The organism is Paraburkholderia rhizosphaerae, assembly GCF_004366595.1.
GTDB classification, from domain to species: domain Bacteria; phylum Pseudomonadota; class Gammaproteobacteria; order Burkholderiales; family Burkholderiaceae; genus Paraburkholderia; species Paraburkholderia rhizosphaerae.
On record NZ_SORE01000003.1, the window covers coordinates 383,268 to 409,512 of the forward strand.

Annotated in this window: 24 protein-coding genes; 16 read left to right on the forward strand and 8 right to left on the reverse strand. The window is 63.4% G+C overall.

All coding sequences use genetic code 11. The features are described 5' to 3' along the window. Positions 1 to 17: 17 nt before the first annotated feature. Positions 18 to 908 carry an ABC transporter ATP-binding protein gene (locus BX592_RS05785; RefSeq protein WP_134190697.1) on the reverse strand — a complete coding sequence of 297 codons (891 nt, stop codon included), beginning with the start codon at positions 906 to 908 and terminating at the stop codon, positions 18 to 20. Continuing rightward, entirely contained in the window at positions 905 to 2,041 is a 1,137-nt protein-coding gene (locus tag BX592_RS05790) for an MlaE family ABC transporter permease (RefSeq protein WP_134190698.1), read from the reverse strand. The genes BX592_RS05785 and BX592_RS05790 overlap by 4 nt, the downstream gene beginning before the upstream one ends. Positions 2,042 to 2,293: 252 nt before the next feature. Between BX592_RS05790 and BX592_RS05795 the strand changes: the two genes are divergently transcribed. The 3 genes from BX592_RS05795 to BX592_RS05805 are packed head-to-tail and all read left to right on the forward strand — an operon-like array spanning position 2,294 to position 4,366. Beyond that, positions 2,294 to 3,199 (forward strand): biotin--[acetyl-CoA-carboxylase] ligase, encoded by a 906-nt coding sequence (locus BX592_RS05795; RefSeq protein ID WP_134190699.1) that lies wholly within the window; start codon positions 2,294 to 2,296, stop codon positions 3,197 to 3,199. Beyond that, positions 3,196 to 4,068, forward strand: a complete 873-nt coding sequence (locus BX592_RS05800; RefSeq protein WP_134190700.1) for a type III pantothenate kinase — start codon at positions 3,196 to 3,198, stop codon at positions 4,066 to 4,068. The genes BX592_RS05795 and BX592_RS05800 overlap by 4 nt, the downstream gene beginning before the upstream one ends. Before the next feature lie 58 nt (positions 4,069 to 4,126). Beyond that, positions 4,127 to 4,366 (forward strand): hypothetical protein, encoded by a 240-nt coding sequence (locus BX592_RS05805; RefSeq protein ID WP_134190701.1) that lies wholly within the window; start codon positions 4,127 to 4,129, stop codon positions 4,364 to 4,366. Positions 4,367 to 4,434: 68 nt separating this feature from the next. Here the strand turns inward: BX592_RS05805 and rfaE2 are convergent, their stop codons facing one another. From rfaE2 to BX592_RS05830, 5 genes are all read right to left on the reverse strand, one after another. Continuing rightward, positions 4,435 to 4,920: a D-glycero-beta-D-manno-heptose 1-phosphate adenylyltransferase gene (rfaE2, locus tag BX592_RS05810; protein WP_134190702.1), complete on the reverse strand. Its 486-nt coding sequence runs from the start codon at positions 4,918 to 4,920 to the stop codon at positions 4,435 to 4,437. Between the two features lie 200 nt (positions 4,921 to 5,120). Further along, positions 5,121 to 5,996, reverse strand: a complete 876-nt coding sequence (locus tag BX592_RS05815) for a ferritin family protein (RefSeq protein ID WP_134190703.1) — start codon at positions 5,994 to 5,996, stop codon at positions 5,121 to 5,123. Positions 5,997 to 6,697: 701 nt separating this feature from the next. After that, positions 6,698 to 7,516, reverse strand: a complete 819-nt coding sequence (locus BX592_RS05820; RefSeq protein ID WP_134190704.1) for a PhaM family polyhydroxyalkanoate granule multifunctional regulatory protein — start codon at positions 7,514 to 7,516, stop codon at positions 6,698 to 6,700. Positions 7,517 to 7,789: 273 nt separating this feature from the next. After that, positions 7,790 to 8,632 carry an enoyl-CoA hydratase/isomerase family protein gene (locus tag BX592_RS05825; RefSeq protein ID WP_134190705.1) on the reverse strand — a complete coding sequence of 281 codons (843 nt, stop codon included), beginning with the start codon at positions 8,630 to 8,632 and terminating at the stop codon, positions 7,790 to 7,792. Between the two features lie 189 nt (positions 8,633 to 8,821). Further along, a complete protein-coding gene (locus BX592_RS05830) occupies positions 8,822 to 9,805 on the reverse strand; it encodes a fumarylacetoacetate hydrolase family protein (RefSeq protein WP_134190706.1) in 984 nt (327 codons plus the stop codon). Positions 9,806 to 9,933: 128 nt separating this feature from the next. Here BX592_RS05830 and BX592_RS05835 point away from each other — a divergent pair, with 128 nt between their 5' ends. The 7 genes from BX592_RS05835 (at position 9,934) to BX592_RS05865 (ending at position 18,194) form a co-directional block, all read left to right on the forward strand. Continuing rightward, on the forward strand, positions 9,934 to 10,809 hold the full coding sequence (locus BX592_RS05835; protein ID WP_134190707.1) for an IclR family transcriptional regulator: 876 nt from the start codon (positions 9,934 to 9,936) through the stop codon (positions 10,807 to 10,809). Between the two features lie 244 nt (positions 10,810 to 11,053). Then, positions 11,054 to 12,379, forward strand: a complete 1,326-nt coding sequence (locus BX592_RS05840) for a DUF3108 domain-containing protein (protein WP_134190708.1) — start codon at positions 11,054 to 11,056, stop codon at positions 12,377 to 12,379. Between the two features lie 154 nt (positions 12,380 to 12,533). Further along, positions 12,534 to 13,322 (forward strand): alpha/beta fold hydrolase, encoded by a 789-nt coding sequence (locus BX592_RS05845; protein WP_134190709.1) that lies wholly within the window; start codon positions 12,534 to 12,536, stop codon positions 13,320 to 13,322. 119 nt (positions 13,323 to 13,441) lie between these two features. After that, positions 13,442 to 13,699: a BTH_I0359 family protein gene (locus BX592_RS05850; protein ID WP_134190710.1), complete on the forward strand. Its 258-nt coding sequence runs from the start codon at positions 13,442 to 13,444 to the stop codon at positions 13,697 to 13,699. A 210-nt stretch (positions 13,700 to 13,909) separates the two neighbouring features. Further along, a complete protein-coding gene (locus BX592_RS05855) occupies positions 13,910 to 14,977 on the forward strand; it encodes a homocysteine S-methyltransferase family protein (protein ID WP_134190711.1) in 1,068 nt (355 codons plus the stop codon). A gap of 77 nt (positions 14,978 to 15,054) precedes the next feature. Then, positions 15,055 to 17,772: a methionine synthase gene (metH, locus tag BX592_RS05860; RefSeq protein ID WP_166676306.1), complete on the forward strand. Its 2,718-nt coding sequence runs from the start codon at positions 15,055 to 15,057 to the stop codon at positions 17,770 to 17,772. 227 nt (positions 17,773 to 17,999) lie between these two features. Continuing rightward, positions 18,000 to 18,194 carry an acid-shock protein gene (locus BX592_RS05865; protein ID WP_134190712.1) on the forward strand — a complete coding sequence of 65 codons (195 nt, stop codon included), beginning with the start codon at positions 18,000 to 18,002 and terminating at the stop codon, positions 18,192 to 18,194. Between the two features lie 134 nt (positions 18,195 to 18,328). On the opposite strand, the gene BX592_RS05870 is transcribed toward BX592_RS05865, so the two are convergent. Further along, complete coding sequence (locus tag BX592_RS05870) at positions 18,329 to 18,655, reverse strand: DUF1840 domain-containing protein (protein ID WP_134190713.1); 327 nt, start codon at positions 18,653 to 18,655, stop codon at positions 18,329 to 18,331. Positions 18,656 to 19,247: 592 nt separating this feature from the next. Between BX592_RS05870 and argS the strand changes: the two genes are divergently transcribed. The 6 genes from argS (at position 19,248) to BX592_RS05900 (ending at position 26,224) form a co-directional block, all read left to right on the forward strand. Then, entirely contained in the window at positions 19,248 to 21,032 is a 1,785-nt protein-coding gene (argS, locus tag BX592_RS05875; RefSeq protein ID WP_134190714.1) for an arginine--tRNA ligase, read from the forward strand. 151 nt (positions 21,033 to 21,183) lie between these two features. Then, positions 21,184 to 21,927 carry an SPOR domain-containing protein gene (locus BX592_RS05880; RefSeq protein WP_134190715.1) on the forward strand — a complete coding sequence of 248 codons (744 nt, stop codon included), beginning with the start codon at positions 21,184 to 21,186 and terminating at the stop codon, positions 21,925 to 21,927. A 157-nt stretch (positions 21,928 to 22,084) separates the two neighbouring features. After that, entirely contained in the window at positions 22,085 to 22,723 is a 639-nt protein-coding gene (locus tag BX592_RS05885; protein WP_134190716.1) for a thiol:disulfide interchange protein DsbA/DsbL, read from the forward strand. A 24-nt stretch (positions 22,724 to 22,747) separates the two neighbouring features. Continuing rightward, positions 22,748 to 23,521, forward strand: coding sequence for an SDR family oxidoreductase (locus tag BX592_RS05890; protein ID WP_134190717.1), 774 nt, complete (start codon positions 22,748 to 22,750; stop codon positions 23,519 to 23,521). Positions 23,522 to 23,557: 36 nt separating this feature from the next. Then, on the forward strand, positions 23,558 to 24,385 hold the full coding sequence (locus BX592_RS05895; protein WP_134190718.1) for a helical backbone metal receptor: 828 nt from the start codon (positions 23,558 to 23,560) through the stop codon (positions 24,383 to 24,385). Between the two features lie 231 nt (positions 24,386 to 24,616). Continuing rightward, positions 24,617 to 26,224, forward strand: a complete 1,608-nt coding sequence (locus BX592_RS05900) for an ABC transporter substrate-binding protein (RefSeq protein WP_134190719.1) — start codon at positions 24,617 to 24,619, stop codon at positions 26,222 to 26,224. Positions 26,225 to 26,245: the final 21 nt, after the last annotated feature.

A 26,245-nucleotide genomic window follows, 5' to 3' on the forward strand; every position in this document is an offset into this window, starting at 1 on the left:
TTCCCCAGGTTCTCCGCTTACATCGCGGTTCGCAGCGCGATCGCATCGCACGCGGGTTCGAGCGCCTCGGACGGCAGCTTCGCGCGGCGCTCCGGCGACAGTCCTTGCAGCGCGAGACGCCCGCGCAGGCCGAGAAAATACTCGCGGATAAACGGATGGTCGACGTGCGCCACTTCCTCGACCGGCGCGGCGACCAGCACCTTGCGATCGGCCAGCACCGCGACGCGCGACGACAGCGCGACCATCGTGTCGAGATCGTGCGTGACCATCACGACCGTCAGCCCGAGCGCGCGATGCAGCGCGCTGATCAATTCGACGAATTCGTCGGAAGCCCGCGGGTCGAGTCCCGCGGTCGGCTCGTCGAGGAACAGCAGTTCCGGCTCGAGCGCGATTGCGCGCGCAATGCCGACCCGCTTGATCATCCCGCCCGACAGCGCCGCCGGCATCTTCGATGCGTTCTTGCACGGCAGGCCGACCATCTCGAGCTTCAGCATCACGATGTCGCGCAGCAGTTCTTCCGGCACCTTGCCGAGTTCGCGCAACGGCTGCGCAATGTTGTCGAACACCGATAGCGATGAAAACAGCGCGCCCTGCTGGAACAGCATGCCCATCCGGCTGCGCATCAGGCGCGCCTCTTCCGGATCGATCTGCGACGTATCCTGACCGAACACCTTGATCGTGCCGGACGTCGGCTTCTCGAGCCCGAGGATCTGCCGCATCAGCGTGGTCTTGCCGGAGCCGGAGCCGCCGACGATCGCGACGATCTCGCCGCGCCTCACATCGAAGTTCAGGTGCTGGTGCACGACGTTGCGGCCATAGCGTTTCGTCAGGTTGCGCACCTCGATCACGGTTTCGGCAATCTCCGGCAGCGGCTGGTCCCGTACGGCATGTGTGAGCGGCGCAATCATGAGAGCCCCACGTTCTGAAAGAGAATCGCGAACACCGCGTCCGCGAGAATCACAACCGTGATCGACGTGACGACCGAGGCCGTCGTGCCTTCGCCGAGGCTTTGCGAATTCGCCTTGATGCGAAAGCCGAAATGGCAGCCGACCAGCGCGATCAGCATGCCGAATGTCGCGCCCTTGCCGAGACCGATCCACAGGTTCGCCACCGGCACGACGCCGGGCAGCGAGCGCGCGAAGTACGCCATGTCGATCTGCAGCACGAGCTTCGCGGCGAGCGCGCCGCCGAGCAGCGCGATCATGTTGGTCCACATCACGAGCAGCGGCATCGCGATTGCGAGCGCGATCACGCGCGGCAAAATCAGCCGCAGACCGTGTGGAATGCCCATCACGCGCATCGCGTCGAGTTCTTCGGTAACGCGCATCACACCGATCTGCGCGGTAATCGACGAACCCGAGCGCCCCGCGACGAGAATGGCCGACAGCACCGGCCCCAGCTCACGGATCACCGACAGCCCGAGAATATTGACGATGAACTGGTTCGCGCCGAATAACCGCAGTTGCTGCGCGGACAGATAGCTGAGCACGATGCCGATCAGAAATGCGACGAGCGCGATGATCGGCAGCGCTCTTGCTCCAGCGTAGTAGACGTTCGCGGAAATTTCTCTCCACGGCATGATCTTCGGGTTGCGCGCGACCGACAGCAGGTCCAGCACCACGCGGCCGAACATCGCGACGCCGCCGTACAGATGCTCGAAGAACGAGAACAGCCCGAGGCCAAGCCGCGTGAACGGGTCGGGGCGCGCGACCGACTCAGGATTCTCGCGTTCGCGGTCGAGCAGCGCGATCCGGTCGAATATGTCACGTTGTGTTGCATTCAACGCGACCAGGTCACCGGGCAGACGATAGCCCCACATGCGCCACAGCGCCTGGCCGCCGACGTGGTCCAGCCGTTCGATGCGCGACAGATCCCACTGCGCGACCTTGTCGGTGCCGATCAGCTCGCGCAGGCGCGGCAGCGCACGGTCCTGCGAGCGATCGCGCGCAAGCGCGAGCGCGGTCCACTGGCCGGACAGCCGGACGATCTTGCCCTGTCTGCCTGCCGTGACTTCAAGGCCGGGCGGAGTGTCGTGGTTCAAGGCGCTGGATGGTCGTTATCGGATTAACGGGCATTGTAACGAACGTGCCGCATGGCGGCCGTGCGGGCATGCCCGGCCCTTTGGCGGCGGTGTCCGGCACGGACCGGTAAGAAGCGGCCGGAAGCGGCAAGAAACCGCGTAAATCAGCGACGTGCGTCGAAAAGCGGCAGAAATCAGCTACACAGCGCCACCGCGTTGCCGCGCCGTGTCTTGCGGTGTCTCGCGGACGGGCGAGTGGCTACAATACGCCGCATGACTACACCCACCTCATCCGATGCCCACGAGGCCGGCGACTGGCGCATCGACCGCGATCGCGCAGTCACGCTGTTCGGCCCGGCCGCGCACGACTGGCCGATCGAGATCGTCGAAGAAACCGGCTCCACCAATGCCGATCTGATGGCCCGCGTCAAAGCGTTGCCACGCAAGGCCGATGCACTCGAACGGCCGATCGTGCGCGTCGCCTACCTGCAGACGGCAGGCCGCGGCCGCCGCGGCCGCCCGTGGTATGCGGAACCGGGCAACGCGTTGCTGTTCTCGGTCGCCTGCGTGCTGCCGTGTCCGCTCGAAGGGCTCGCCGGCCTGAGTCTCGCGGTCGGCGTCGCGCTCGTCGACGGGCTGCGTTCACTGCCGGTCGCCGGCCCCGGTCAGATCGCGCTGAAGTGGCCGAACGACGTGCTGCTCGAAGGCGACAAGCTGGCCGGCATCCTGATCGAAACCGCGTGGAGCACGGACGACGCAAGCGCCGTCGTGATCGGCATCGGCACCAACGTGAAAGGCGCCGAGGAACTGGCCGCGAAGGTCGGCGCGCTCAATTCGGGCGTCCCGCCCGAAGCGCGCGGCGCGGCGCCCACCGCACTGTCGCGCGCATTGCCGAACGCGAATCTCACCGATACGCTCGCCGCCGAACTCAATGCCCTCGAACCGGCGCTCAAACGCTTCGCGGCAGAAGGCTTCGCGCCGTTCCAGCCGCGCTGGAACGCCTGTCACGCGTATGCCGGCCGTGAGGTGCTGCTATTCGAGCAAGGCGTCGAAGTCGGGCGCGGCATCGCGGGGGGTGTCGACGAGCGGGGTCAACTGCTGCTCGATACTCCCACGGGTCGTACCGCGATTTCGACCGGCGACGTATCGCTGCGGCTTGTCGAGCGGGGCGCGGCTTGAACGGCGCGCCGTTTCTGCTGATCGACGCCGGCAACAGCCGCGTCAAATGGGCGCTGGCCGACGCAAACGGTGTACAGACGCACAGCGGCACATTCACGCATGGCGGTTTGCTGGTGAAGGGCGTCGGCGATCCGCTGGTCGCCGAGCATGAGCCCGATTGGGATGCGTTGCCGGCGCCGCGCGCTGCCTGGGTGTCCAATGTCGCGGGCGAGGCCGTCGCGCGGCGTATCGACACGCTGCTTGACGCGTACTGGCCGGCGCTACCGCGCACGACGATTCGCGCAACTGCGTGGCAATGCGGCGTGCGCAACGGTTACACCGTACCGGAGTCGCTCGGCAGCGATCGCTGGGCGGGCATGATCGGCGCACGTGCGGCATTTCCCGATGAAGACGTGCTGATCGCGACGTTCGGCACCGCGACCACACTGGAAGCGCTACGCAAGGATGGCACATTCGAGGGCGGATTGATTGCGCCGGGCTGGTCGTTGATGATGCGCTCGCTGGGCGAGCACACCGCGCAATTGCCGACGCTTGGCACGCTCGACGCGCAAGACCCGCTGACGGACGATCATCCGCGTGACGCTGCTCATGTCCGACCTGCTGCAACCGATCCGCACGCGTTATGCTTCGCGACAAATACGCGCGACGCGATCGCGGCCGGATGCGCGCTCGCGCAAGCGGCGTTCATCGAGCGCATGTGGCGCCGTCTGCAGGATGAATGGGGGACGCCGGTGCGGCTGGTGGTCGGCGGCGGCGCAGCCGGCGAAGTGGCCGGTTCACTGCAGGCGCCGTATACGCGACACGATTCGCTGGTACTCGCGGGGCTCGCGCTGATCGCCGCCGATGACGTCGGCGCACACGTGGCATAAGTAGAGAAAACCCGTTGTCGCCGACAACGACCGACACCACACAACGGAGAATCCAACGATGGTGCGCTGGCTGATCACCCTGCTCGTTATTGCCAATCTGTTGGCATTCGCCGCGGCGCGCGGCGTGTTCGGGCCCGTGCCGGCCGCGGGCGCGCGCGAGCCGTTTCATCTGAACCGTCAGATTCATCCTGAATGGTTGCGCGTGCAGCCAATGTCGGCTGCGGACGCCGCGGACCAGGCCGTCGTCGGTGGTCCCGCGCCGGTCGCGCCGATCGCGGCGTCGGCGCTGGCGCAATAGCCGCGCGGCGGCAAGCAGCAGAGGCGAGCGGCCGCTCGCCTCTGCCCGCCTCAAGTCGCGCAGTCACCCTACTGCTGCTGTGCGCGGACTTTCTTCAGCAACGCCGTGGTCGAGCGCTCATGTTCGAATGGAATCGCCAGCGCCCGCCCGCCCCAGCCACGCACCAGTGCCGACTCGGGCAACACGTCCATATCGTAGTCGCCGCCCTTTACCAGCACGTCCGGATGCACGGCTTCGATCAATGCAATCGGCGTGCGCTCGTCGAAACGCACCACCCAGTCGACGCTTTCCAGCGCCGCGAGCAGCGCCATCCGGTCGTCTTCGCGATTGATCGGCCGGTCGTCGCCCTTGCCGAGCATACGCACCGACGCGTCGCTGTTCACGCCGACAATCAGACATGCGCCGAGCGCCTTCGCATCCGCGAGATAGGTGACATGGCCGCGATGAAGGATGTCGAACACGCCGTTCGTGAAAACCACCGGCCCGCGCAGAGACGGGCGGCGTTGCGCTAGAGCGTCGCGGGTAGTGAGCTTGCGTTCGAAAGAAGCGGTCATGACAAGGAAATAGGAGTGGCCCGGATTGCCGCAACGATACACGCGTCAACGGCTTCTGACGAACGCGAATCGATGCGCGCGGTTGCCGCGTCAGATGACAGACGACGGACGTAAAACGGCCCGGCTAGCTTGCGCCTGCCGGGCCGCGATCATCCGCACCCACGTTCATTCTGCGCGTTTTTGCCGCGCGTTTCGCCCCGTCAGGCGGGCTGCTGTGCCGAACCTTGTTCGCTGCTTTGCAGGCGCGACGTGACTTCCTTGCGGTAACGGTTCAGTTCCTGTGCGGTGTTGAAAGTGCGCTCGAACAGAATAGACAGGTTATGCAGAATCCGTTCGACAACTTTCTTCTCCCAGCCGTCATCGAAGCGGATCTGCTCGTCGAGCCAGCGCTCGAGCCACTCGGGATCCGGCAGACGCGACTGGATCGTATCGCGCGGGAACAGCGCCTGATTCACGTGTAGATTGGTCGGGTGAAGCGGCTTTTCGGTGCGGCGCGCCGAAGCCATCAGCACGCCGATCTTCGCGAACGCCGCGCGCGCGACGTCGCCGAAGTTGCCCATCGCCTTTTTCATGTAGCGCAGGTATGCGCCGCCATGGCGCGCTTCGTCGCGGGAAATCGTTTCGTAAATGTGTTTGATCACCGGTTCGGTATGCCATTCGGCCGCCCGGCGATACCAATGATTCAGACGGATTTCGCCGCAGAAATGCAGCATCAGCGTTTCAAGCGGCGGCGCCGGATCGAATTCAAAGCGTACCGCGTGCAATTCTTCTTCGGTAGGGACCAGGTCCGGCTTAAAGCGCCGCAGATATTCCATCAATACGAGTGAGTGTTTTTGTTCTTCGAAGAACCAAACGCTCATGAACGCCGAAAAGTCGCTGTCGTGATGATTGTCGCGCAGGAACATTTCCGTGGCGGGCAGCGCGGACCATTCGGTGATCGCGTTCATCTTGATCGTTGCGGCCTGCTCGTCGGTGAGCAGCGATGCATCGAACTTGTCCCAGGGGATGTCTTTTTCCATGTCCCATCGGACGGATTCAAGCGATTTATACAGTTCCGGATAAAGCATGGTGTTCATAGTCCCACCCCTGTTCTGCGCAAGGCGACGTCTGTTTGTGTCTGTCTAACCACTTATTGCCCGTTTTGCTGCTGACGAACGAAAACCGCGCTTTCGCCGGCGCAGCATTCGATTTTACGCGGTAATCGGTCGCCCAGAAAATTCTGTGGCAAAGAAGTACCAGCGGCGTTTTAAGCGCCTGCGAAATGCGTAATTTCACAATTCGCGGCCAACCGTGGGTGAGGGAGACCCTGTGCCTGAGGTCAAGCCAGCGTGCGGCGCGACGCCGCAGCGAGCCCCGCGCCGGGGACCGGCGCTGTGCGAGCTGCTGGAATGGTGGTTTTCGACGCAGACTCGCGGGCTGAAAAACTTGTCAAATAATAACATGCGCGCCTTGTATGACCGCGCAGGAAAATGCCATTTCAGCGGGGGAAGGACGCAGTTGTTGATCTGAGACAAGGGCGCTTGCGTCGCTTGAGCGGGACGCCATGCGGCGGCCCACGACGCGGAAACGGTTCAACCTGAGCGGGCTCACGAAGGTTCAAGCGGAAAGTTCAAGCAGATATAAGTGGACGCAAGCCAGCGCAAGCGCCCGATCGCCGGCCGACTGGCCGACCAGAAACCGCGCGGTCACGCCCGGCATGACGAATACGGACGCCTCGAACGAACGACCGCGGAGGCAGCGGCCCGGCGCCGCCTTCCGCCCCAGCCCGTCGTCGGACCTACTCTGCCTGATCCGGCGTCTTCCTCGGTGCGCTCGCACCTGACCGTTTGGCCGCCGGCGCGCGCTTCGCAGCCGGTCGCTTCGCTGCCGGCTGCCGTGGCGATGCGCCGGTGCTGTGGTCACTCGTCCTGCCGTGATTCGCGTGCGCTTCGCGCGCATTGCCCGCCGCTTCGCCTGGTTCGGGCGCGTGACGCTCGCCGCCGTCGCTCGGGTCCGTGCCGGCGGCATTGCCCGCCGCCGCCATGCCCGGTTGCGACATCGCGAATTGTGCGATCTGGTTGAACTGCGATTGCAGCAGATTCCACCACCCGGACGCGTCGAACCCTGGCGGCGGCGCGCTGTCGCCAGGGTCCTGCGCGGACTCGCCCGTTGCTTCTTCCGGGCGGGAACGAGCCGTGTCGTCCGCCTGCTGCGCGGTCGACGGTTGTGCGTGCGGCGAAACGTCCGGCGCCGGCTGCGACATCGACGACTGCGCGAACGCGCCAAACGCGCGCAGCGTCGCGAGGGTCGCACGCTGCACCTCGAGCGCCTGAATCGCCGATTGCAGCATGTTCAGATTCAGCTTCAGCCATTGCTCCACCGCGCGCATGTCGGTAATGCGCTTGTCGAGCTCTTCGACATTGGTGAGCGGCGCCATCATGTCGGACATCATCGACAGCGATGGCACAAATCCCTGAGCCGCGCCCGGGTGCGTGCCCGGAAACGCGGCGCCGAATGGCGTGAGGCGCATCATCCCCCACATCCGGTCGAGCATTTCGGCGGGCGGAAAGCCGGGAAAGCCGGGAAAGGGCGGCGTGGAGCCGGGAGTGTCGGTCATGTTGATCTCCTCGCAGCGTAATGGGCGCTATCACAACGAAGCGCGGGAAAAATCGAAACTGATTTGAGTTGCCGACCGCCGCCGACGACAGCTTCGACGAGCGTCCGACGGATCATACCGTTGAAGCGGGCAGCAAACGTATTGCAAAAGTATCCGTCCACTGCGCGTCGTGCGGAGCCAGCCGGGACACGGTGCTGGACATTTGCCCAGCAAGAACCGCTCCGCCGGGGCTGCTTACGTTGCTGCTTCTGCTGCGTCCTCCACCGATACATGTCACATCTCGCCAGCAGGGAAATCCGGCGCGCGGTGCTCGCGCAGCGATGTCACGCCTTCGCGCACGTCCGGTCCCGCAAAGCCCATGAATTCGAGCGCAAGCGACGTATCGAAGGTCGGACCGGCCGAGCGTAGCCAGTTATTCAACGCGTACTTGGTCCAGCGGATCGCGGTTTGCGACCCTTGCGCGAGCCTCTGCGCGACTTCGAGCGCCTTCGGCAGCAAGTCCTGCTCGTCGACCGCGAGCGATACCAGCCCGATCCGCTCCGCCTCTTCGCCGCTCACCGGCTCGCACAATAGCAGGTAGTACTTCGCCTTCGCCATCCCGCACAGAAGCGGCCAGACGATCGCCGCATGATCGCCGGCCGCGACGCCCAGCCGCGTATGACCGTCGATGATGCGCGCCGTTTTTGCCGCGATCGAAATATCGGCGAGCAGCCCCGCCACCAGCCCGGCGCCGACTGCCGGCCCGTGCATCGCGGACACGATCGGCTTGCTGCAATTGATCACGTTGTAGACGAGATCGCGCGCCTCGCGCCACACTCGCGTGCGCACCGCGAAGTCGGTCGCCATCTGCTCGACCAGTTGCAGGTCGCCACCGGCGGAAAAGCCCTTCCCTTCACCGCGAATCAGCGCGACACGCACATCCGGATCGCGATCGACGTCGCGCCAGATTTCAGAGAGTTCATGGTGCATCTGCGCATTGGCGGTCGACAGCGCACTGCGGTTCGCCCCTTCGCCGCTCATCGCGATTTCGAGGATGCCGTGCGGATGTCGCCTTAGCCGCAGCGACTGATAGTGCGAATAAAACGCGGGATTGCTGACGTGCGATTCGTGCGACATGGCTATACCCCGGTGGTACCGCTTGTCGTGTCGGAGGAACGCCGGTGGGAGCGGCGGCGGTGTTCCGACACGACACCGCCGCCGCGGATTCAACGCGACTGATCAGTCTGCATTCTGTCGCAGCACTGCGCGATCACGCGCAGCATGCTGCTCAAACCGGGTGATAGATCGCGCGGACGCCTCAGGTCACTACGCCGTCGGCGCCACCGCCTGCTCGATCGCACCGAAAATCGACTTGCCCGCTTCGTCGAACATGTCGATCTTCACGGTGTCGCCATACTTCATGAATTCGGTTTGCGGCGCGCCGCTTTCGATCATCTCGAGGCACCGCTTCTCCGCGATACAACAGTAGCCCCGTTTCGCATCCTTGTTCGACACCGTGCCCGATCCGACAATCGACCCGGCGCGCAGATTGCGCGTCTTCGCCGCATGAGCGATCAGTTGCCCGAAGTGAAACACCATATCGACGCCCGCATCCGGTTGGCCCACTTTCTTGCCGTTCCAGTGCACGATCATCGGACGATGCACGCGGCCTTCGCGCCAGTGATCGCCAAGCTCGTCGGGCGTTACCGCGACCGGCGCGAAAGCGGTGGCCGGCTTGCTCTGGAAAAAGCCGAAGCCTTTCGCGAGTTCCGACGGAATCAGATTGCGCAGCGAAACATCGTTGACCAGCGTGACGAGGCGCACGCTTTTCAACGCCTGCTCGGGCTTCACGCCCATCGGCACATCGCCGGTAATGACCGCCACCTCCGCCTCGAAATCGATGCCGAACTCCTCGGACGCGCAGACGATGTCGTCTCGCGGGCCGATGAAGTCGTCGCTGCCGCCCTGGTACATCAGCGGGTCGGTCCAGAACTCAGCCGGCATCTCGGCGCCGCGCGCACGGCGCACCAGTTCGACATGGTTCACGTACGAAGACGCGTCGGCCCACTGGAACGCGCGCGGCAGCGGCGCCATGCAGTCGCTTGCGTCGAACGCAAACGCATTGCGCGCGCGTCCCTGGTTTACCGCGTCGTACAGATCGCGCAGTTGCGGCGCGTAAAACGTCCAGTCGTCCAGTGCGCGTTGCAGGGTCGCGACGATCGTGTCAGCAACCGCGGCGGTTTGCAGATCGCGCGACACGACGATCAGCTGACCGTCGCGCGTGCCGTCCTTCAGCGTCGCAAGTTTCATGGGCAAATAAAGCGTGTGGGGTGACGATATAAGGAATGTATTCTACGATGGTGAATCGCCGCCACCGCAACTCCGTGATCCACAAGTGGTTGTGCGGCCCATCAATATCCGAATTGCGCATATCGCTCATGTCACCCGCAGCCCGTTCCGGCACGTCCACCGAAGCACCCGATTCCATGACCGATGACGACACGGGCGATCTGCCCGAAGGTGGCGAAGAAAAGCTGCGTTCCGGTATCCAGTCGATCGAGGTGGGCTTTCGTCTGCTCGACGTGCTGACCCACGAGCCGCGCGCGATGATGCTACGCGATCTCGCGCAACGTGCGGGCATGAGCCCCGCGAAAGCGCATCGCTATCTGGTGAGTTTTCTGCGACTAGGCGTGGTGGCGCAAGACCCGCTGACAGGTCGCTACGAATTGGGCGGCTTTGCGCTGCAGCTCGGTCTTGCGCGTCTGGCGCGCGTCGACGGCGTGAAACTTGCACGCATCGCGTTGACGGAGTTGCGCGACCAGCTCGATCTGACCGTCGGTATCGCGGTATGGGGCAATCAGGGGCCAACGGTCGTGCACTGGATGGAATCGAGCTATCCGGCGAAGGCGTCGCTGAAGCTCGGCGATGTGATGCCACTGCTCAGTTCGGCGACGGGCCTGCTGTTCGCCGCGTATTTGCCGCGCGGCAAGACAGCCGGGATGATCGATCGGGAACTCGCCGATACACGCCGGTCGTCGCAAACCGGCGGGCCGCGCGACGCTGAAGATGTCGAACGCCTGCTGGAAGAGGTACGCGTTCATCGCGCAGCGCGTGTTGAAGGGATGCTGTTGCCGACCATTCACGCGTTTTGCGTGCCGGTATTCGATTCGACCGGCGAGCTGGCGCTCGGGTTGATCGCGCTCGGTCATGAAGGCGCATTCGATATTCGCTGGGGCGGCGAAGTCGATACCGCGCTACGGGAATGCGCGAGGAAACTGTCGTATGAACTGGGTTACAGTCCGACGCCGCGCTAGTGTCGTCTGCCGGTCACAGCGGAACACGGTCAGAGACGAACAGTCGAAAGCTATTGCCGCGTATTCGGGCGGACTCAATTGCGTGCAGACTCCATTGCGCGCACACGCTATCGCCGGATTACACTGCGCCGGCCCGCACGCGCAGTATTCATGGAATCGCGATACTCGGGATGCATGCATTTGTATCGAATCGTCCCGACTTTAGCTGCCTGATCACCTTTCGCCAGTCAAACCCGTCGCCTCGATGTCTTCACCGTCTGTCGCACCTCCGTCGAATCGCCCACCGCCTTTGCCCGCGCCCCGCCGCTCATTGGGCTGGCGCTGGGTGGCCGTACTGGTTGCGGTGGCCGGTGCGCACTGGGTTGCCGCGCAATGGTTCGAGCGCCATCGCGACACGTTCAAACCGGTCGACACGATGCAGGTGCCCGTGCAGGTCGCGTTGCTGAAGCCCGAACGCATCGAACAGCAAGCGGCCGGCACGACACCACCGCGTGCCACACCAACAGCGCCGCCGCAACAAAAACGAGCGGCGCAGGCCCCACATAAGCGTGCGCTGACCGCAGTCAACCCTGAGCCGAAACGCAAGAAACCGCCCGCAACGCCACCAGCCGCACAGGCGGCACCAACCGCCGAGCCGGCTCAGCCTGACGCGTCCGCTGCCGCGACCGAGGCTGCCAGTGCGGTTGCGGCCAGCGCCGCAGCGGGCGCGGCGTCATCGGTTCCGAGCGCTGCCGGCGGCGCAGGCACGGCAAGCGGCACAAACAACGGCAATGGCAATGCCGCGCACGCGGCACCGGGTGTCAAGTTTTCCGTTCCGCCGTCCGGCGACCTCGAATACGACACGTTTTATAACGGTGTGCGCAATCAGCCCGGCACGATCCACTGGGAAAGCGACGGCCACACTTATCGGCTCGTCGTATCGGTGCCGCTGCCATTCGTTGGCACTTACAGCTACGAAAGTCATGGCCATGTCGACGCGTTCGGTTTGGCGCCGGATCAATACATCGAAAAGCGCGGTCGTCGCGGCGAAGACGTGACCGTTTTCAATCGCGAAACGAAGCAGATCGCGTTCACGCGCACACCCGCGACGCTCGCGCTACAGGACGGCGCGCAGGATCGCTTCAGCATGATCATGCAGCTCGCGAGCCTCGTGCGTGGTGCGCCGGACGCGTACCGTTCCGGCGTCACGCGCGAGTTCTACGTGACGGACAACGACAGCGGGGAAATCTGGCCGATCGAAACGATTGGAGACGAAACGGTGCGCACGCAACAAGGCTTCGTCGACGCGCGGCATTTCATGCGCTTGCCGCGCCACGAAGGCGATCGGCGTCGCATCGACGTATGGCTTGCGCCATCGCTCGGCTGGTTGCCGGTGCGCTTCGTGCAAACCGAACCGAACGGCACGCAGGTGGAACTGCTATGGCATGGCCAGACCGGGACGTCAGACTCAGGCTCGGCAAATGCGAACCCGCAGAGGCCAAACCCCGCGGATGCAACCGATATGCAAGCGAGCCCGCCACCCGCGGCTGCACCGGCAGAGCAACCGGGCGTCGATTACAACAGGCCCTGAGATGAAGCCCCGATACAAGGCCCTGATCGTTGCGCGGTCGAATCGGGTTTCGATTTTAGAAACTTCTGCACGCCGCGCCACGCGCGTCAATATCAAATTCGCACGGCCCGCGCGACGCACCGCTCACCGCATCACCTGAATAAAAGGAGCAAGCATGCAAGTGAACGTCAACGGCATCGACACACGTTATGTGCTGAGCAACGAAGGAGGTGGCCCCTGGCTCACCTTCATCCATCAACTGGGCGGCGACCTGTCGATCTGGGATCAGCTCGCCGGCTACTTTCGCGACGACTTTACCGTGCTGCGCTACGACGTGCGCGGCCACGGCAAGACCGCCGCGCCGAGCGCGCCGTTCACCATCGCCGATCTGTCCAGCGATCTGGCCGCGCTGCTCGACGCACTTGGCGCAAAACGCACACATCTGGTCGGCATGTCGATGGGCGGTGCAATCGCGCAGCAGTTCGCGCTCGATCATGCGTCACGGGTAGACACGCTGACGCTCGCCGATACGTTCGCTTATACCCCGCCCGAAACGCGCAGTATCTGGGATCAACGCGCGCAAGCGGCTCGGCGGGATGGTGTGGCGTCGCTGATGCCGGCGTCGCTCGAACGCTGGCTTACGCCGCAGTTTCGCCACGCGCATCCGGAAGTCGTCGAACAGATTCGCGACGTGTACATCCATACGACCGTTGAGGGCTTTGCGCTTGCGTGCATCGCACTGCGCGATTTCGACGCGCGCGATAGACTGGCGGAAATACGCTCGCCTACGCTGGCGATAGCCGGGCGTCATGACACAGGCACGCCTCCTGCTGCTACACAGGCGATAGCAGGTGCAATCCGAGGGGCGCGATTCGAGGTGCTGGACGCGGCTCATCTCGCGCCGATCGAGCAGTCACAACGTTTTACCGCGTTGCTCGAAACGTTTTTGCAATCGCAGGTCTAACCGATAGGTCCGGGAATATTTACAAGCGCCACGCCGGACCCACCCCTTGAATTCCAAGCCAAGCGCTCCACGTAGGGTGCAGGACTGGCCCGGAGCCAACGGAAATAAGGAGTGTCGCCATGCAAATGATCTACAACAGCCCCAACTACTGTGTCGTCGAGTTTCCACCTCAGGACGGCCATGTTGCGATGAAGTCTGGTGGTTACGAGATTGTGGACAAGAACACCCAGCGTGAGATTTACATCGATGGTGCAATGGCGGCAAGCTTCCGTGAGCATGTACAGAAGCTGATCGAAGAAGAACCGTCTCTCGACGAAGTGGACGAGTTCCTTGGCCAGTTCGACAGTCTGATGCACCAGCCAGTCGTGCTCCACTAAAACGCCCACGGCGACACGCCAGGCAACGTTCTACTAACCCCGTCCGGCTTGCCGGACGGGGTTTTTCATTATGTGCGGCGTGCCGCGCCGGCCCGCTGCGCGCCGCCATGCTGTCGCTTCGGCGCCACGCAGACGGTCCCGCACAGCGCGGGCTACAATGTTGAGTTTCCTGAATAAGCCGGCTGATAAACCGGCCAAGGTCTTTCTGCCATGAACAAGCCTGCCTCTCCCGTCGCTTCGAACAGCGCCGCCGGCTATACGCGCGGCGCGGCCCTGCCCGCTCTGCTTCAGTCACGCATCATGATTCTCGACGGCGCGACCGGAACGATGATCCAGCGTTACAAGCTGGACGAGGCGCAGTACCGCGGCGAGCGCTTCAAGGACTACGGCCGCGACATCAAAGGCAACAATGAATTGCTGTCGATCACCCAACCGCAGATCATCAGCGAGATTCACGAGCAATATCTGGCCGCGGGGGCCGATATCGTCGAAACAAACACGTTCGGCGCCACCGTCGTCGCGCAGGCCGACTATGGCATGGAAGACCTTGTCGAGGAAATGAACATTGCGTCGGCGAAGCTCGCCCGCGCGGCATGCGACAAGTATTCGACGCCCGACAAGCCACGCTTCGTCGCGGGCGCAATCGGGCCGACGCCGAAAACGGCAAGCATCTCGCCCGACGTGAACGACCCGGCCGCACGCAACGTGACCTTTGACGAATTGCGCAGCGCGTATTACCAGCAAGCGAAAGCGCTGCTCGAAGGCGGCGCCGATCTGTTCCTCGTCGAGACGATTTTCGACACGCTGAATGCGAAGGCCGCGCTGTTCGCGCTTGACGAGCTGTTCGAAGACACCGGCGAGCGGTTGCCGATCATGGTTTCGGGCACGGTCACCGATGCTTCCGGACGCATCCTGTCCGGACAGACTGTCGAAGCGTTCTGGAATTCGCTGCGCCATGCGAAGCCCCTTACTTTTGGTTTGAACTGCGCGCTTGGCGCGGCGCTGATGCGCCCGTATATCGCCGAGCTTGCGAAGCTGTGCGACACCTATGTGTCGTGCTATCCGAACGCGGGTCTGCCGAATCCGATGAGCGATACGGGCTTCGACGAACTGCCCGCCGATACGTCCGGGCTCCTGAAAGAATTTGCGCAGGCCGGGCTGGTAAATATCGCCGGCGGCTGCTGCGGCACGACGCCGGAGCACATTGCCGCAATCGCCAAAGCGCTGGCCGACGTCAAGCCGCGCAAGTGGCCGACGCAATACCGCGACGCGGCTTAAACCTGCATCGCTCAGCCACGCACCTTCCATTGCTCAACACGCAAAACCCGACGCCAACCCACGCACCAGTGCAAGTCATGACCGATCATACGCTGCGCCTCTCCGGCCTCGAACCGTTCAACGTCACGTCCGGTACGCTTTTCATCAACGTCGGTGAACGCACCAACGTGACCGGCTCCAAGGCATTCGCCCGCATGATTCTCAACGGGCAGTTCGACGAAGCGCTGGCCGTCGCGCGTCAACAGGTCGAAAACGGCGCGCAGGTCATCGACATCAACATGGACGAGGCGATGCTCGATTCGAAAGCGGCGATGGTGCGCTTTATGAATCTGATCGCCTCGGAACCGGACATTGCGCGCGTGCCGGTCATGATCGACTCGTCCAAGTGGGACGTGATCGAAGCGGGCCTCAAGTGCGTGCAAGGCAAGGCGATCGTCAACTCGATCTCGCTAAAGGAAGGCAAGGACGCATTCATTCATCACGCGAAGCTGATTCGCCGCTACGGCGCCGCGGCGGTCGTGATGGCGTTCGACGAGCAGGGCCAGGCCGACACGTTCGAGCGCAAGACGCAGATCTGCAAGCGCTCGTATGATGTGCTCGTCAACGAAGCTGGATTCCCGCCCGAAGACATCATCTTCGATCCGAATATCTTCGCGGTCGCGACCGGCATCGAAGAGCACAACAACTATGCGGTCGACTTCATCGAGGCGACGCGCTGGATCAAGCAGAACCTGCCGTACGCGAAGGTCAGCGGCGGCGTGTCGAACGTGTCGTTCTCGTTTCGCGGCAACGACCCGGTGCGCGAAGCGATCCACACCGTGTTCCTCTATCACGCAATTCAAGCGGGGATGGACATGGGCATCGTCAACGCGGGGCAACTGGGCGTGTATGCGGATCTCGACGCCGAACTGCGCGAGCGTGTCGAAGATGTGGTGCTGAATCGCCGTGACGATGCGACCGACCGTTTGCTCGAGATCGCCGACAAGTTCAAGACCGGCGCGGCGAAGAAGGAAGAAAACCTCGAGTGGCGCAATCAGCCGGTTGAAAAGCGTCTCGCGCACGCGCTCGTGCACGGCATCACGAATTTCATCGTCGACGATACCGAAGAAGCGCGCGCGCAGATCGCCGCGAATGGCGGCCGCCCGATCAATGTGATCGAAGGGCCGCTGATGGACGGCATGAATGTGGTCGGCGACCTGTTCGGCCAGGGCAAGATGTTCCTGCCGCAGGTCGTCAAGTCGGCGCGCGTGATGAAGCAGGCGGTCGCCCACCTGATTCCGTTTATCGAGGAAGAAAAGAAGCAACTGGCCGCGGCCGGCGGCGATGTGCGCGCGAAAGGCAAGATCGTGATCGCGACCGTGAAGGGCGATGTTCACGATATCGGCAAGAACATCGTGTCGGTCGTGCTTCAGTGCAATAACTTCGAAGTGGTCAACATGGGCGTGATGGTCCCGTGTAACGACATTCTCGCGAAAGCAAAAGAGGAAGGCGCGGACATCGTCGGCCTGTCGGGGCTCATTACGCCGAGCCTCGAGGAAATGGCCTATGTCGCGTCCGAAATGCAGCGCGACGAGTACTTCCGCGACAGGAAGACGCCGCTGCTGATCGGTGGGGCGACCACGTCGCGCGTGCACACGGCCGTGAAAATCGCGCCGCACTACGAAGGGCCGGTCGTGTATGTGCCGGATGCGTCGCGTTCGGTATCGGTTGCATCGAGCTTGTTGTCCGATGAAGGCGCGGCGAAGTATCTCGACGAACTGAAAGCCGACTACGATCGCATCCGCACCCAGCACGCGAACAAGAAGGCGCAGCCGATGGTTACGCTGGCGCAGGCGCGTGCGAACAGGACGGCCGTCGACTGGCGCGCGTATCAGCCGGTCAAGCCGAAATTCATCGGGCGTCGCGTGTTCAGGAACTACGATCTGAACGAGCTCGCGAACTACATCGACTGGGGTCCGTTCTTCCAGACATGGGATCTCGCGGGCCGCTATCCGGCGATCCTCAACGACGAAGTGGTCGGCGAGTCGGCGCGGCGCGTGTTCTCGGATGCGAAGTCGATGCTCGCGCGTCTGATTCAAGGCCGCTGGATCACCGCGAACGGCGTGATCGCGCTGCTGCCGGCGAACACCGTTAACGACGACGACATTGAGATCTATACCGACGAATCGCGCAGCGAAGTCGCGATGACGTGGCGCAACCTGCGTCAACAGAGCGAGCGGCCGGTGGTCGATGGCGTGATGCGACCGAACCGGTCGCTTGCCGATTTCATCGCGCCGAAAGACTCGGGCGTGGCCGACTATATCGGCCTGTTCGCGGTCACGGCAGGCCTTGGCGTCGACGTGAAGGAAAAGCAGTTCGAAAAGGACCACGACGACTACAGCGCGATCATGCTGAAGGCGCTTGCCGACCGCTTCGCGGAAGCGTTTGCGGAAGCGATGCATGCTCGCGTGCGCCGCGACTTGTGGGGTTATGCCGCAAACGAGACCCTCGGGAACGACGAACTGATCGATGAGAAGTATCGCGGCATTCGTCCCGCGCCGGGCTATCCGGCGTGCCCTGACCATCTGGTGAAGCGCGATATGTTCGACGTCTTGCAGGCAGGCGAGATCGGCATGAGCGTGACTGAATCGCTGGCGATGCTGCCGGCCGCAAGCGTGTCGGGCTTCTATCTCGCGCATCCGGACAGCACGTACTTCTCGGTCGGCAAGATTGGCGAGGATCAGTTGGAGGACTACGCGCGGCGCATGGCCTTATCGAAGACCGATGCGCAACGCGCGCTCGCACCGCTGCTGTAACCGTCGCGGCCACTCCCCACGCGCCCGCTGCGCAGCACGCGAGCGGGCGCGGCTTGCGCCCCGCTCTTTCTCCCCGCTCTTTCCCCCCACTATATCGGCACTCAAAGGCCGAATATTTCCGGCGGTGCAGATTTCGACTTTGTAAACTGCAGCGGCCTGATCTCTCGCCGAATGCAGTCATCAAGAACGCTCGGCATGTCGACGCGCAACCGGCCGGAGAAAATCGTATGAAGAAGCTGTCGCTGATGTGGATGGCCGCATGGCTTGCCACCGGTGCCGTACCGGCGTTTGCGCAAGGCGGGCCCAGCTCGGTGAGTTCGTATTCGCCGCCAACCGGGCAGCACGTGAAGAAGCAGAAACACAAGAAAGCGAAGCGGGGTGCATCGGCGCCGGCCGCTACGCCGCAAGGCGCGAGCCAATAGCGCGAGCGCCGCAAAAAAGCCCGCCTGCTTCGTATGCAAGGCGGGCTCACGATACTTCATTGCACTCACTGCCGCTGCGCTTCAGCGCGGATACACCGCGCACGAATCGTGAATCATAATTCGCGCGCCGCGTGTCAAACCCCCCAGACGATATCGGCGTTTGCCTTTTGCGCGACGCGCAGCATGTCGAGAAACGGATACGCACGCTGCGCAAGGCCAATCGGGATTTCATGCGAATCGTGCCCTTCTTCGCCCTCATGGAAATGGCCGTCGTGTTCGGCGCGTTCCTGCTTGTCGGTGACGATCGCAGCTTCGAGCTTCGTAATCGCGTCGCCGAGTTCGTCATGCGTGATGACGCCGCGTTGCCCCAGCCGCTTGCCAATAATCCCGACAAGATATTGAGCCAGGTTCTCCAACATGATCACGTCCGGCGCGGCACGACATTTGAAAGTAATCAGCATGACTGTTCCCTTTTCGTTTTGTTGACCCTCTCCCTCGCCGGTCAATCGCGAAGCGGCCTTCGGCAATGCGCTCTCAAGACCACTCCAGCAGTGATGACCGGGATCTCAACCGCGACTTCCAGCCGGACTTGCCAGCGGGCGCTCCACCCGCTGCTCCAGGTGTTGCGGGGAGCCAGTCCGGCCGCGCCAGCCCGCCTCGTCCGGACCGCACGTCCCGTTGGACATCTCGTTGGACATCTCATTGGACATATTAGCACCTGCTAAAATCCGTCCTGACGGAAAAAGCCCGCCGTGGTGCGCGCGTACACGCTGCGCCGACGCGGTCGGAGGCGCGACATGAAGCTGTGAACCGCATGATGGGCTGCAATCCGCGCTGGTACGCCGACTTCGCGTGGCTTTGCGCGAGTTTTGCTCCGGGAGCACGCGGGTTTCGCGTATACAGGCCCGGCACTTCGTATGCGCGGGCAATCGAACGCGTTTCGCCCGCGGCGCGCCACCCGCCTTAAGCCACCGTCAATTTGCCGCACTGGAAGTTGCCGCATTCCGGCGCAATCTTGTGTTACCCGACTGCCTCACTGGACACGCAACAAGCATGCTGCCTGCACATAAACACACTCTCGAAACCCTGCTCGCCGACACCGTGAAGCAGATCGCCACGGCCACCGCGGGCGCGTCCGAAGCCGCGTTCGTCTCCCCGGTGATCACGCTCGAACGTCCGAAGGTCGCCGCGCACGGCGACATCGCGTGCAATGTCGCGATGCAGCTCGCCAAGCCGCTGCGCGCGAACCCGCGGCAGCTCGCGCAGCAAATCGTCGATGCGGTGCTCGCGCATCCGCAGGCGCAAGGTCTGATCGATGGCGCGGAGGTCGCGGGTCCCGGCTTCATCAACCTGCGTATCGCGCCGGCCGCGAAGCAGGCTGTCGTGCGCGAGGTGTTCGCGCAGCAGCAGGCGTTCGGCCGCTCGCAGCGCGAAGCCGGCAAGCACGTGCTGGTCGAATTCGTGTCGGCGAATCCGACGGGGCCGCTGCACGTCGGCCATGGCCGTCAGGCCGCGCTCGGCGACGCGCTGTCGAACGTGCTCGCGTCGCAAGGCTGGGACGTACATCGCGAGTTTTACTACAACGACGCCGGCGTGCAGATCCAGACGCTCGCCCTCTCCACGCAGTTGCGCGCACGCGGCCTCAAACCCGGCGACGCAGGCTGGCCGGACTCCGCGTACAACGGCGAGTACATCGCCGATATCGCACGCGACTACCTGAACGGCGAGACGGTCTCCGCACGCGACGGCGAGCCGGTCAAAGGCGCGGGCGACGTTGAAAACCTCGACGCGATCCGCCGCTTCGCGGTGGCGTACTTGCGTCACGAACAGGATATGGACCTGCAGGCGTTCGGCGTCGAATTCGATCACTATTACCTCGAATCGTCGCTGTACAAGGAAGGCCGCGTCGAACAGACGGTCGACGCGCTGATCGCCGCCGGCAAAACCTATGAAGAAGACGGCGCGCTCTGGCTGCGCACCACCGACGACGGCGACGACAAAGATCGCGTGATGCGCAAGAAAGACGGCACGTTCACGTATTTCGTGCCGGACGTTGCGTACCACGTAACAAAGTGGCAGCGCGGCTTCACGAAGGTGATCAACATCCAGGGCTCGGACCACCACGGCACGGTCGCGCGTGTGCGCGCCGGCCTGCAGGGTCTCGGCATCGGCATTCCGAAGGGCTACCCCGACTACGTGCTGCACAAGATGGTCACCGTGATGCGCGATGGCCAGGAAGTGAAAATCTCGAAGCGCGCGGGCAGCTATGTGACGGTGCGCGACCTGATCGAATGGTCGGGTGGCGCCGCGCCCGGTCAGGAAAGCGCGCCGGACCTGCTCGACGAAGAGACGATTCGCCGCGGCCGCGATGCGGTGCGCTTCTTCCTGATCTCGCGCAAGGCCGACACCGAGTTCGTATTCGACATCGATCTCGCACTCAAGCAGAACGACGAAAACCCGGTGTACTACGTACAGTACGCGCATGCGCGGATCTGCTCGGTGCTCGGCGAATGGAAATCGCGCTTCAATGCGGACGAAGCGGTGTTGCCGTCAGTCGATCTCGCGCCGCTGTCGAGCGAGCGCGCGATGGCGCTGCTGCAAAAGCTCGCGGAATTCCCCGACATGCTTTCGCATGCCGCCGAGGAACTCGCGCCGCACGCGGTGGCGTTCTACCTGCGCGACCTCGCGAGCGAATTTCACTCGTTCTACAATGCCGAGCGCGTTCTGGTCGACGATGAAACGGTCCGCAACGCTCGCATTGCACTGCTCGCGGCCACCCGCCAGGTGCTGGCAAACGGCCTCGCGATCATCGGCGTCTCGGCCCCCGCCAAGATGTAAATCCGATTCGCCCCCAGCGCTCGCTTATGCGACTCGCTTGTGCGACCATAACGCGCGGTCGTAACAAAGCGGCGGCAGCGGCAGCAAAGCCCGTTGCCGTCGCTATAATCGACCGTCATTCAAGCCTTTCCTTTCGCAGGTGATTCAGACAATGGCAAAGCCACGCCGCACAACGAAGCAGTCGAAGCAAACCGGGGGAACGTTTCTCGGCATCGTGCTGGGCCTGATCGTCGGTCTGGCTATTGCCGTCGTGGTCGCGCTGTACATCACGCGTGCGCCGACGCCGTTCGTCGCGAAGGTGTCGCCGCCCGCCGCGTCGGACGCGGGCGCAAGCCAGCCGCAATACGATCCGAACCGGCCGTTGCAGGGCAAGAGCCCGGGCCAGCCGGTGCCGCAAGCCGCGCAGCCGGCGCCGCCCAATACCGCGCCGGGGCAGACCAACAATCAGACGCAATCGTCGGGCATCCTCGAAGAACCGCAAATCGTCGAAGTGCCGCCGGGCGCCAGCGGCCCCACGCCCGCGCCGAACAGCAATGCGTCGTCGGCCGCGGCCGCCGGTGCGAAGAAGCCGGCTTCGAGCGGCGCGACGGTCGCCAATGTTCCGCCGCCGGCCAAGCCTGGCACGCCGTCCGCGGCGCCGTCGGCCGCCGATGCGAACACCGGCTATCTGCTGCAGGTCGGTGCATACAAAACGTCCGCCGACGCCGAGCAGCAGCGCGCGCGGCTTGCATTCCAGGGTTTCGAATCGAAGGTCACGCAGCGCGATGCGGGTGGTATCACGTACTATCGCGTACGGATCGGACCGTTCGCGAAGTTCGAGGATATGAACGCCACGCGTCAGCGCCTGTCTGACGCCGGCATCGACACCGCCGTGATCCGCTTTACCAAACAGTAATCTGCCGTACGAAATCGTGCGCGCGCTGAACCTTCGGCGCGCACGCGCAGTCTCAAGCACGGCGAAAGCCTGCCGTCCGTCGCAGCGTTCACGGTGACAGGCTCATGACGCCCGCCGTTCAACTGTCACCGCTACTTCCCGATTGGGATCACAAGACATGAAAAAGCTGCTTAGCCTTCTTTGCCTCTCGCTGGGTCTGATCACCGCCGCGGCAAGCGCGAGCCCGACCGCGCCGGTCGCCGGCAAGGACTACACCGTGCTGTCGTCGCCGCAGCCGGTCGAAGTGCCCGCCGGCAAGATCGAAGTAATCGAATTCATGTGGTACGGCTGCCCGCACTGCAACGAATTCGACCCGTATCTCGAAGACTGGATCAAGAAGCAGGGCCCGGACGTCGTGTTCAAGCGCGTGCCGGTTGCGTTCCGCGACGACTTCATCCCGCATTCGAAGATGTATCACGCGATCGACGCCCTCGGTCTCGCGCAGGAACTGACGCCGAAGATCTTCCACGAAATCCACGTCAACAAGGACTACCTGCTGACGCCGGAAGCTCAGACGGCCTTCCTGTCGAAGCAGGGCGTGGACCCGAAGAAGTACATGGAAGCGTACAACTCGTTCTCCACGCAAACCGCGTTGCAGCGCGACACGAAGCTGATCACCGACTACAAGATCGATGGCGTGCCGACCCTCGCAGTCCAGGGCAAGTATGAAACCGGCCCTGCGCAGACGAATACGCTGCCGGGCACGATCCAGGTGCTCGACTACCTCGTGAGCCAGGTTCGCGCGAAGAAGATGTAACGCGTGGCATCGCGACGCGCCGGTATGAGTTCACCGCTAAAGGTCTTCATTACCGGCGCATCGAGCGGCATCGGCCTCGCGATCGCCGCCGAATATGCGCGGCGCGGCGCGATTCTCGGCCTCGTCGCGCGGCGCGGCGACGCGCTGGAGCGCTTCCGTCAAGCGCATCCTGAACACCTGATCTCCGTCTATCCCGCAGATGTTCGCGATGCCGACGCGCTCGCGGCGGCCGCCCACGACTTCATCGCGCAGTACGGCTGCCCGGATGTCGTGATCGCGAATGCGGGCGTCAGCCGCGGCGCGGTCACCGGTCTCGGCGACCTGCGGACCTTCCGCGACGTGATGGACATCAACTACTTCGGCATGGTCGCGACGTTCGAGCCGTTCGCGGCCGCGATGATCGCCGCGCGCGCGGGCACACTGGTCGGCATTTCGAGCGTCGCCGGAGTGCGCGGACTGCCGGGCTCTGGCGCGTACAGCGCGTCGAAGGCCGCCGCACGTACCTATCTGGAAGCGCTGCGCGTCGAAATGCGGCCGCGCGGCGTCGCGGTCGTGACAATCGCACCGGGCTTTATCCGCACGCCGATGACCGCGCGCAACCCATACCGGATGCCGTTCCTGATGGACGTCGACCACTTCGCGCGCAAGGCGGCCGATGCGATCGAACAGAAGAAGCGCTATATCGTGCTGCCGTGGCCGATGCGCGTGGTTGCGATGATCTTGCATGTCGTGCCGCGCTGGCTCTACGATGCAGCGATGAAAAATGCCGCGCACAAGCCGCGCGCGGCGACCGATTGAAGGGTTGAAAGCTTCCTACCGTCGACGGAATCCGCGATGAGCGAGCAGACAGTCGATGCAGCAGGCGTCAAACACCCACGCGCGGGCGAGCGCCCCCGGATCGTCTCGCTGGTACCGAGCATCACCGAACTGCTGTTCGCGCTCGGCCTCGACCGGCAGATCGTCGGGCGCACGGGCTTTTGCGTGCACCCGCGCGACCGCGTGCGCGTGGTGCCGAAAGTGGGCGGCACAAAGTCGGTACGCATCGATGCCGTGCGCGCGCTGCAGCCCACGCATCTGGTCGTCAACATCGACGAAAACGAACGCTCGACGGTCGATGCGCTGCGCGCATACGTCCCGCACATTGTCGTCACGCATCCGCTCGTACCTGACGACAACTTTGCGTTATTCGCGCTGCTTGGCGCGATATTCGACCGCCAGGATGCAGCACAGCACCTGAGCGATGCGCTGCAAACGCAGCTCGACAATGTCACCGCGCGCGACTGGCCACACCAGCGCGTGCTCTACGCGATCTGGCGCGACCCATGGATGACGGTCGCGCGCGACACCTATATCTCGGCGATGCTGCGGCTGGTGAACTGGCACACGCTGCCCGATATCGATGGCGGCCCGATGGGCGCACAGCGCTATCCCGCGTTCGACCTGAACGCGCAATGGCTCGCGGATGTCGACCGCGTGCTGCTATCGAGCGAGCCTTACCGCTTTACTCAGGCGCATTGCGACAGGCTCGCGCAGGACCCGCGCGCCGCCGGCGGACTGGCCGGCAAGCGAATCGAACTGATCGACGGCGAGCAGGTGTCGTGGTACGGCTCGCGCGCGATCGACGGCATCGGCTATCTGCAACGGTATGCTTCACGGCACTGAATGGCGTGCCATGCGACGATATCGACATATGCAACGCGTGGTTGTCGCCGCAACGACCGTTCGATAAGCTTTCGCCAACGCGGTGTGGCACATCCATCGCCATTAGCAACGTGTCGGCCAAAAAGCCTCGCACGCCCCGTTCACCACCGTTAGCAGCCGTCGCCGCAACCGTCTTCGAACCGGGTAACACACCCGCCGCCGTACCTGACCACGATCGTTCCGGGAGATGTCATGCGCTTCAAGCCGTCCGCTGCCGCCGCTTTTGCCGTACTTGGCACCGTACTTTTCGCTTCGCCCGCGCTCGCGCAAGCCAAGCCGCTCACCGTCTGCACCGAAGCAAGCCCCGACGGCTTCGACGTGGTCCAGTACAACTCGCTCGTCACGACCAATGCGTCCGCCGACGTGATCTTCAACACGCTCGTTGCGTTCGACGAAGCGTCGCGCAAGGTCGTGCCGAGCCTCGCCGACAAGTGGGAAGTCAGCGCCGATGGGCTCACGTACACGTTCCATCTGCGTCCGAACGTGCCATTCCAGACCACCGACTACTTCAAGCCGACCCGGCCGCTCAACGCGGACGACGTCGTCTTCACGTTCAGCCGGATGCTCGACGACAGCAATCCGTGGCACAAGGTGGCGGGCGCAAACGGCTTTCCGCATGCGCAGTCGATGGGCATGACGAAGCTGGTGAAGTCGATCACGAAGGTGGACGACCATACCGTCAAGTTCGAACTGACCGAGCCGGACGCACCGTTCCTGTCGGTAATGACGATGGGCTTCGCGTCGATCTACTCCGCCGAATACGCGGACCAGCTGCTCAAAGCCGGCAAACAGACCGACCTGAACGCGAAGCCAATCGGCACGGGCCCATTCGTGCTGAAGAGCTATACGAAGGACGCGGTGATCCGCTATGACGTGAATCCGACCTACTGGGGCCCGAAGCCGAAAATCGACCGGCTGATCTATGCGATCACGCCGGACCCGACGGTGCGCGCGCAGAAGGTGAAGGCCGGCGAATGCCAGATCGCGCTGTCGCCGAAGCCGCAGGATATCGCCGACGCGAAGAACGACAGGAAGGTCAGGATCGTGCAAACGCCGGCCTTTATGACCGCGTTTGTCGCACTGAACACCGAAAAGAAGCCGCTCGATAACCAGAAAGTCCGTGCGGCACTGAATATGGCATTCGATCGCGCGACTTATCTGAAGGTGGTGTTCAACGATACCGCGATGCCCGCGACCAACCCGTATCCGCCGAATACATGGAGCTACGACAAAGCGGTCAAACCGTGGCCCTACGATGTCGCGAAGGCCAGGAAGCTGCTCGCCGACGCGGGTTACCCGAACGGCTTCTCCACGACGATCTGGGTGCGCCCGACTGGCAGTTCATTGAATCCGAGTCCGAAGGCCGGCGCGGAACTGCTGCAGGCGGACTTCGCGAAGATTGGCGTGAAGGCCGACGTGAAGGTGATCGAATGGGGCGAACTGATCAAGGAAGCCAAGCAGGGTCATCACGACACGCTGTTTATGGGCTGGGCCGGCGACAACGGCGACCCGGACGACTACTTGACGCCGCTTTTTAGCTGCAACGGCGTGAAGTCGGGCATCAACTTCTCGCGCTTTTGCGATGCGGATCTCGACAAGCTGATTAACGAGGGCAAACGCACGCCCGACCAGGCGAAGCGCACGAAAGCGTATGAGGCCGCGCAGCAGATCATTCACGATGAGGCGCTGTGGATTCCGCTTGGGTATCCCACTGCGACGGCGATTACGACGAAAGACGTGAACGGGTATCAGGTGAGCGCGTTTGGGCGGCAGAATTTCGCGGCAGTGAGTGTGCAGTAGAGAAATCGCGAACTATCCCAA

Coding starts and splice junctions, on each gene's coding strand:
- BX592_RS05785 (WP_134190697.1), bottom strand. CDS start 908: ATGATTGCGCCGCTCACACATGCCGTACGGGACCAGCCGCTGCCGGAG.
- BX592_RS05795 (WP_134190699.1), top strand. CDS start 2,294: ATGACTACACCCACCTCATCCGATGCCCACGAGGCCGGCGACTGGCGC.
- BX592_RS05805 (WP_134190701.1), top strand. CDS start 4,127: ATGGTGCGCTGGCTGATCACCCTGCTCGTTATTGCCAATCTGTTGGCA.
- rfaE2 (WP_134190702.1), bottom strand. CDS start 4,920: ATGACCGCTTCTTTCGAACGCAAGCTCACTACCCGCGACGCTCTAGCG.
- BX592_RS05815 (WP_134190703.1), bottom strand. CDS start 5,996: ATGAACACCATGCTTTATCCGGAACTGTATAAATCGCTTGAATCCGTC.
- BX592_RS05820 (WP_134190704.1), bottom strand. CDS start 7,516: ATGACCGACACTCCCGGCTCCACGCCGCCCTTTCCCGGCTTTCCCGGC.
- BX592_RS05825 (WP_134190705.1), bottom strand. CDS start 8,632: ATGTCGCACGAATCGCACGTCAGCAATCCCGCGTTTTATTCGCACTAT.
- BX592_RS05830 (WP_134190706.1), bottom strand. CDS start 9,805: ATGAAACTTGCGACGCTGAAGGACGGCACGCGCGACGGTCAGCTGATC.
- BX592_RS05835 (WP_134190707.1), top strand. CDS start 9,934: ATGTCACCCGCAGCCCGTTCCGGCACGTCCACCGAAGCACCCGATTCC.
- BX592_RS05840 (WP_134190708.1), top strand. CDS start 11,054: ATGTCTTCACCGTCTGTCGCACCTCCGTCGAATCGCCCACCGCCTTTG.
- BX592_RS05845 (WP_134190709.1), top strand. CDS start 12,534: ATGCAAGTGAACGTCAACGGCATCGACACACGTTATGTGCTGAGCAAC.
- BX592_RS05850 (WP_134190710.1), top strand. CDS start 13,442: ATGCAAATGATCTACAACAGCCCCAACTACTGTGTCGTCGAGTTTCCA.
- BX592_RS05855 (WP_134190711.1), top strand. CDS start 13,910: ATGAACAAGCCTGCCTCTCCCGTCGCTTCGAACAGCGCCGCCGGCTAT.
- metH (WP_166676306.1), top strand. CDS start 15,055: ATGACCGATCATACGCTGCGCCTCTCCGGCCTCGAACCGTTCAACGTC.
- BX592_RS05865 (WP_134190712.1), top strand. CDS start 18,000: ATGAAGAAGCTGTCGCTGATGTGGATGGCCGCATGGCTTGCCACCGGT.
- BX592_RS05870 (WP_134190713.1), bottom strand. CDS start 18,655: ATGCTGATTACTTTCAAATGTCGTGCCGCGCCGGACGTGATCATGTTG.
- argS (WP_134190714.1), top strand. CDS start 19,248: ATGCTGCCTGCACATAAACACACTCTCGAAACCCTGCTCGCCGACACC.
- BX592_RS05880 (WP_134190715.1), top strand. CDS start 21,184: ATGGCAAAGCCACGCCGCACAACGAAGCAGTCGAAGCAAACCGGGGGA.
- BX592_RS05885 (WP_134190716.1), top strand. CDS start 22,085: ATGAAAAAGCTGCTTAGCCTTCTTTGCCTCTCGCTGGGTCTGATCACC.
- BX592_RS05890 (WP_134190717.1), top strand. CDS start 22,748: ATGAGTTCACCGCTAAAGGTCTTCATTACCGGCGCATCGAGCGGCATC.
- BX592_RS05895 (WP_134190718.1), top strand. CDS start 23,558: ATGAGCGAGCAGACAGTCGATGCAGCAGGCGTCAAACACCCACGCGCG.
- BX592_RS05900 (WP_134190719.1), top strand. CDS start 24,617: ATGCGCTTCAAGCCGTCCGCTGCCGCCGCTTTTGCCGTACTTGGCACC.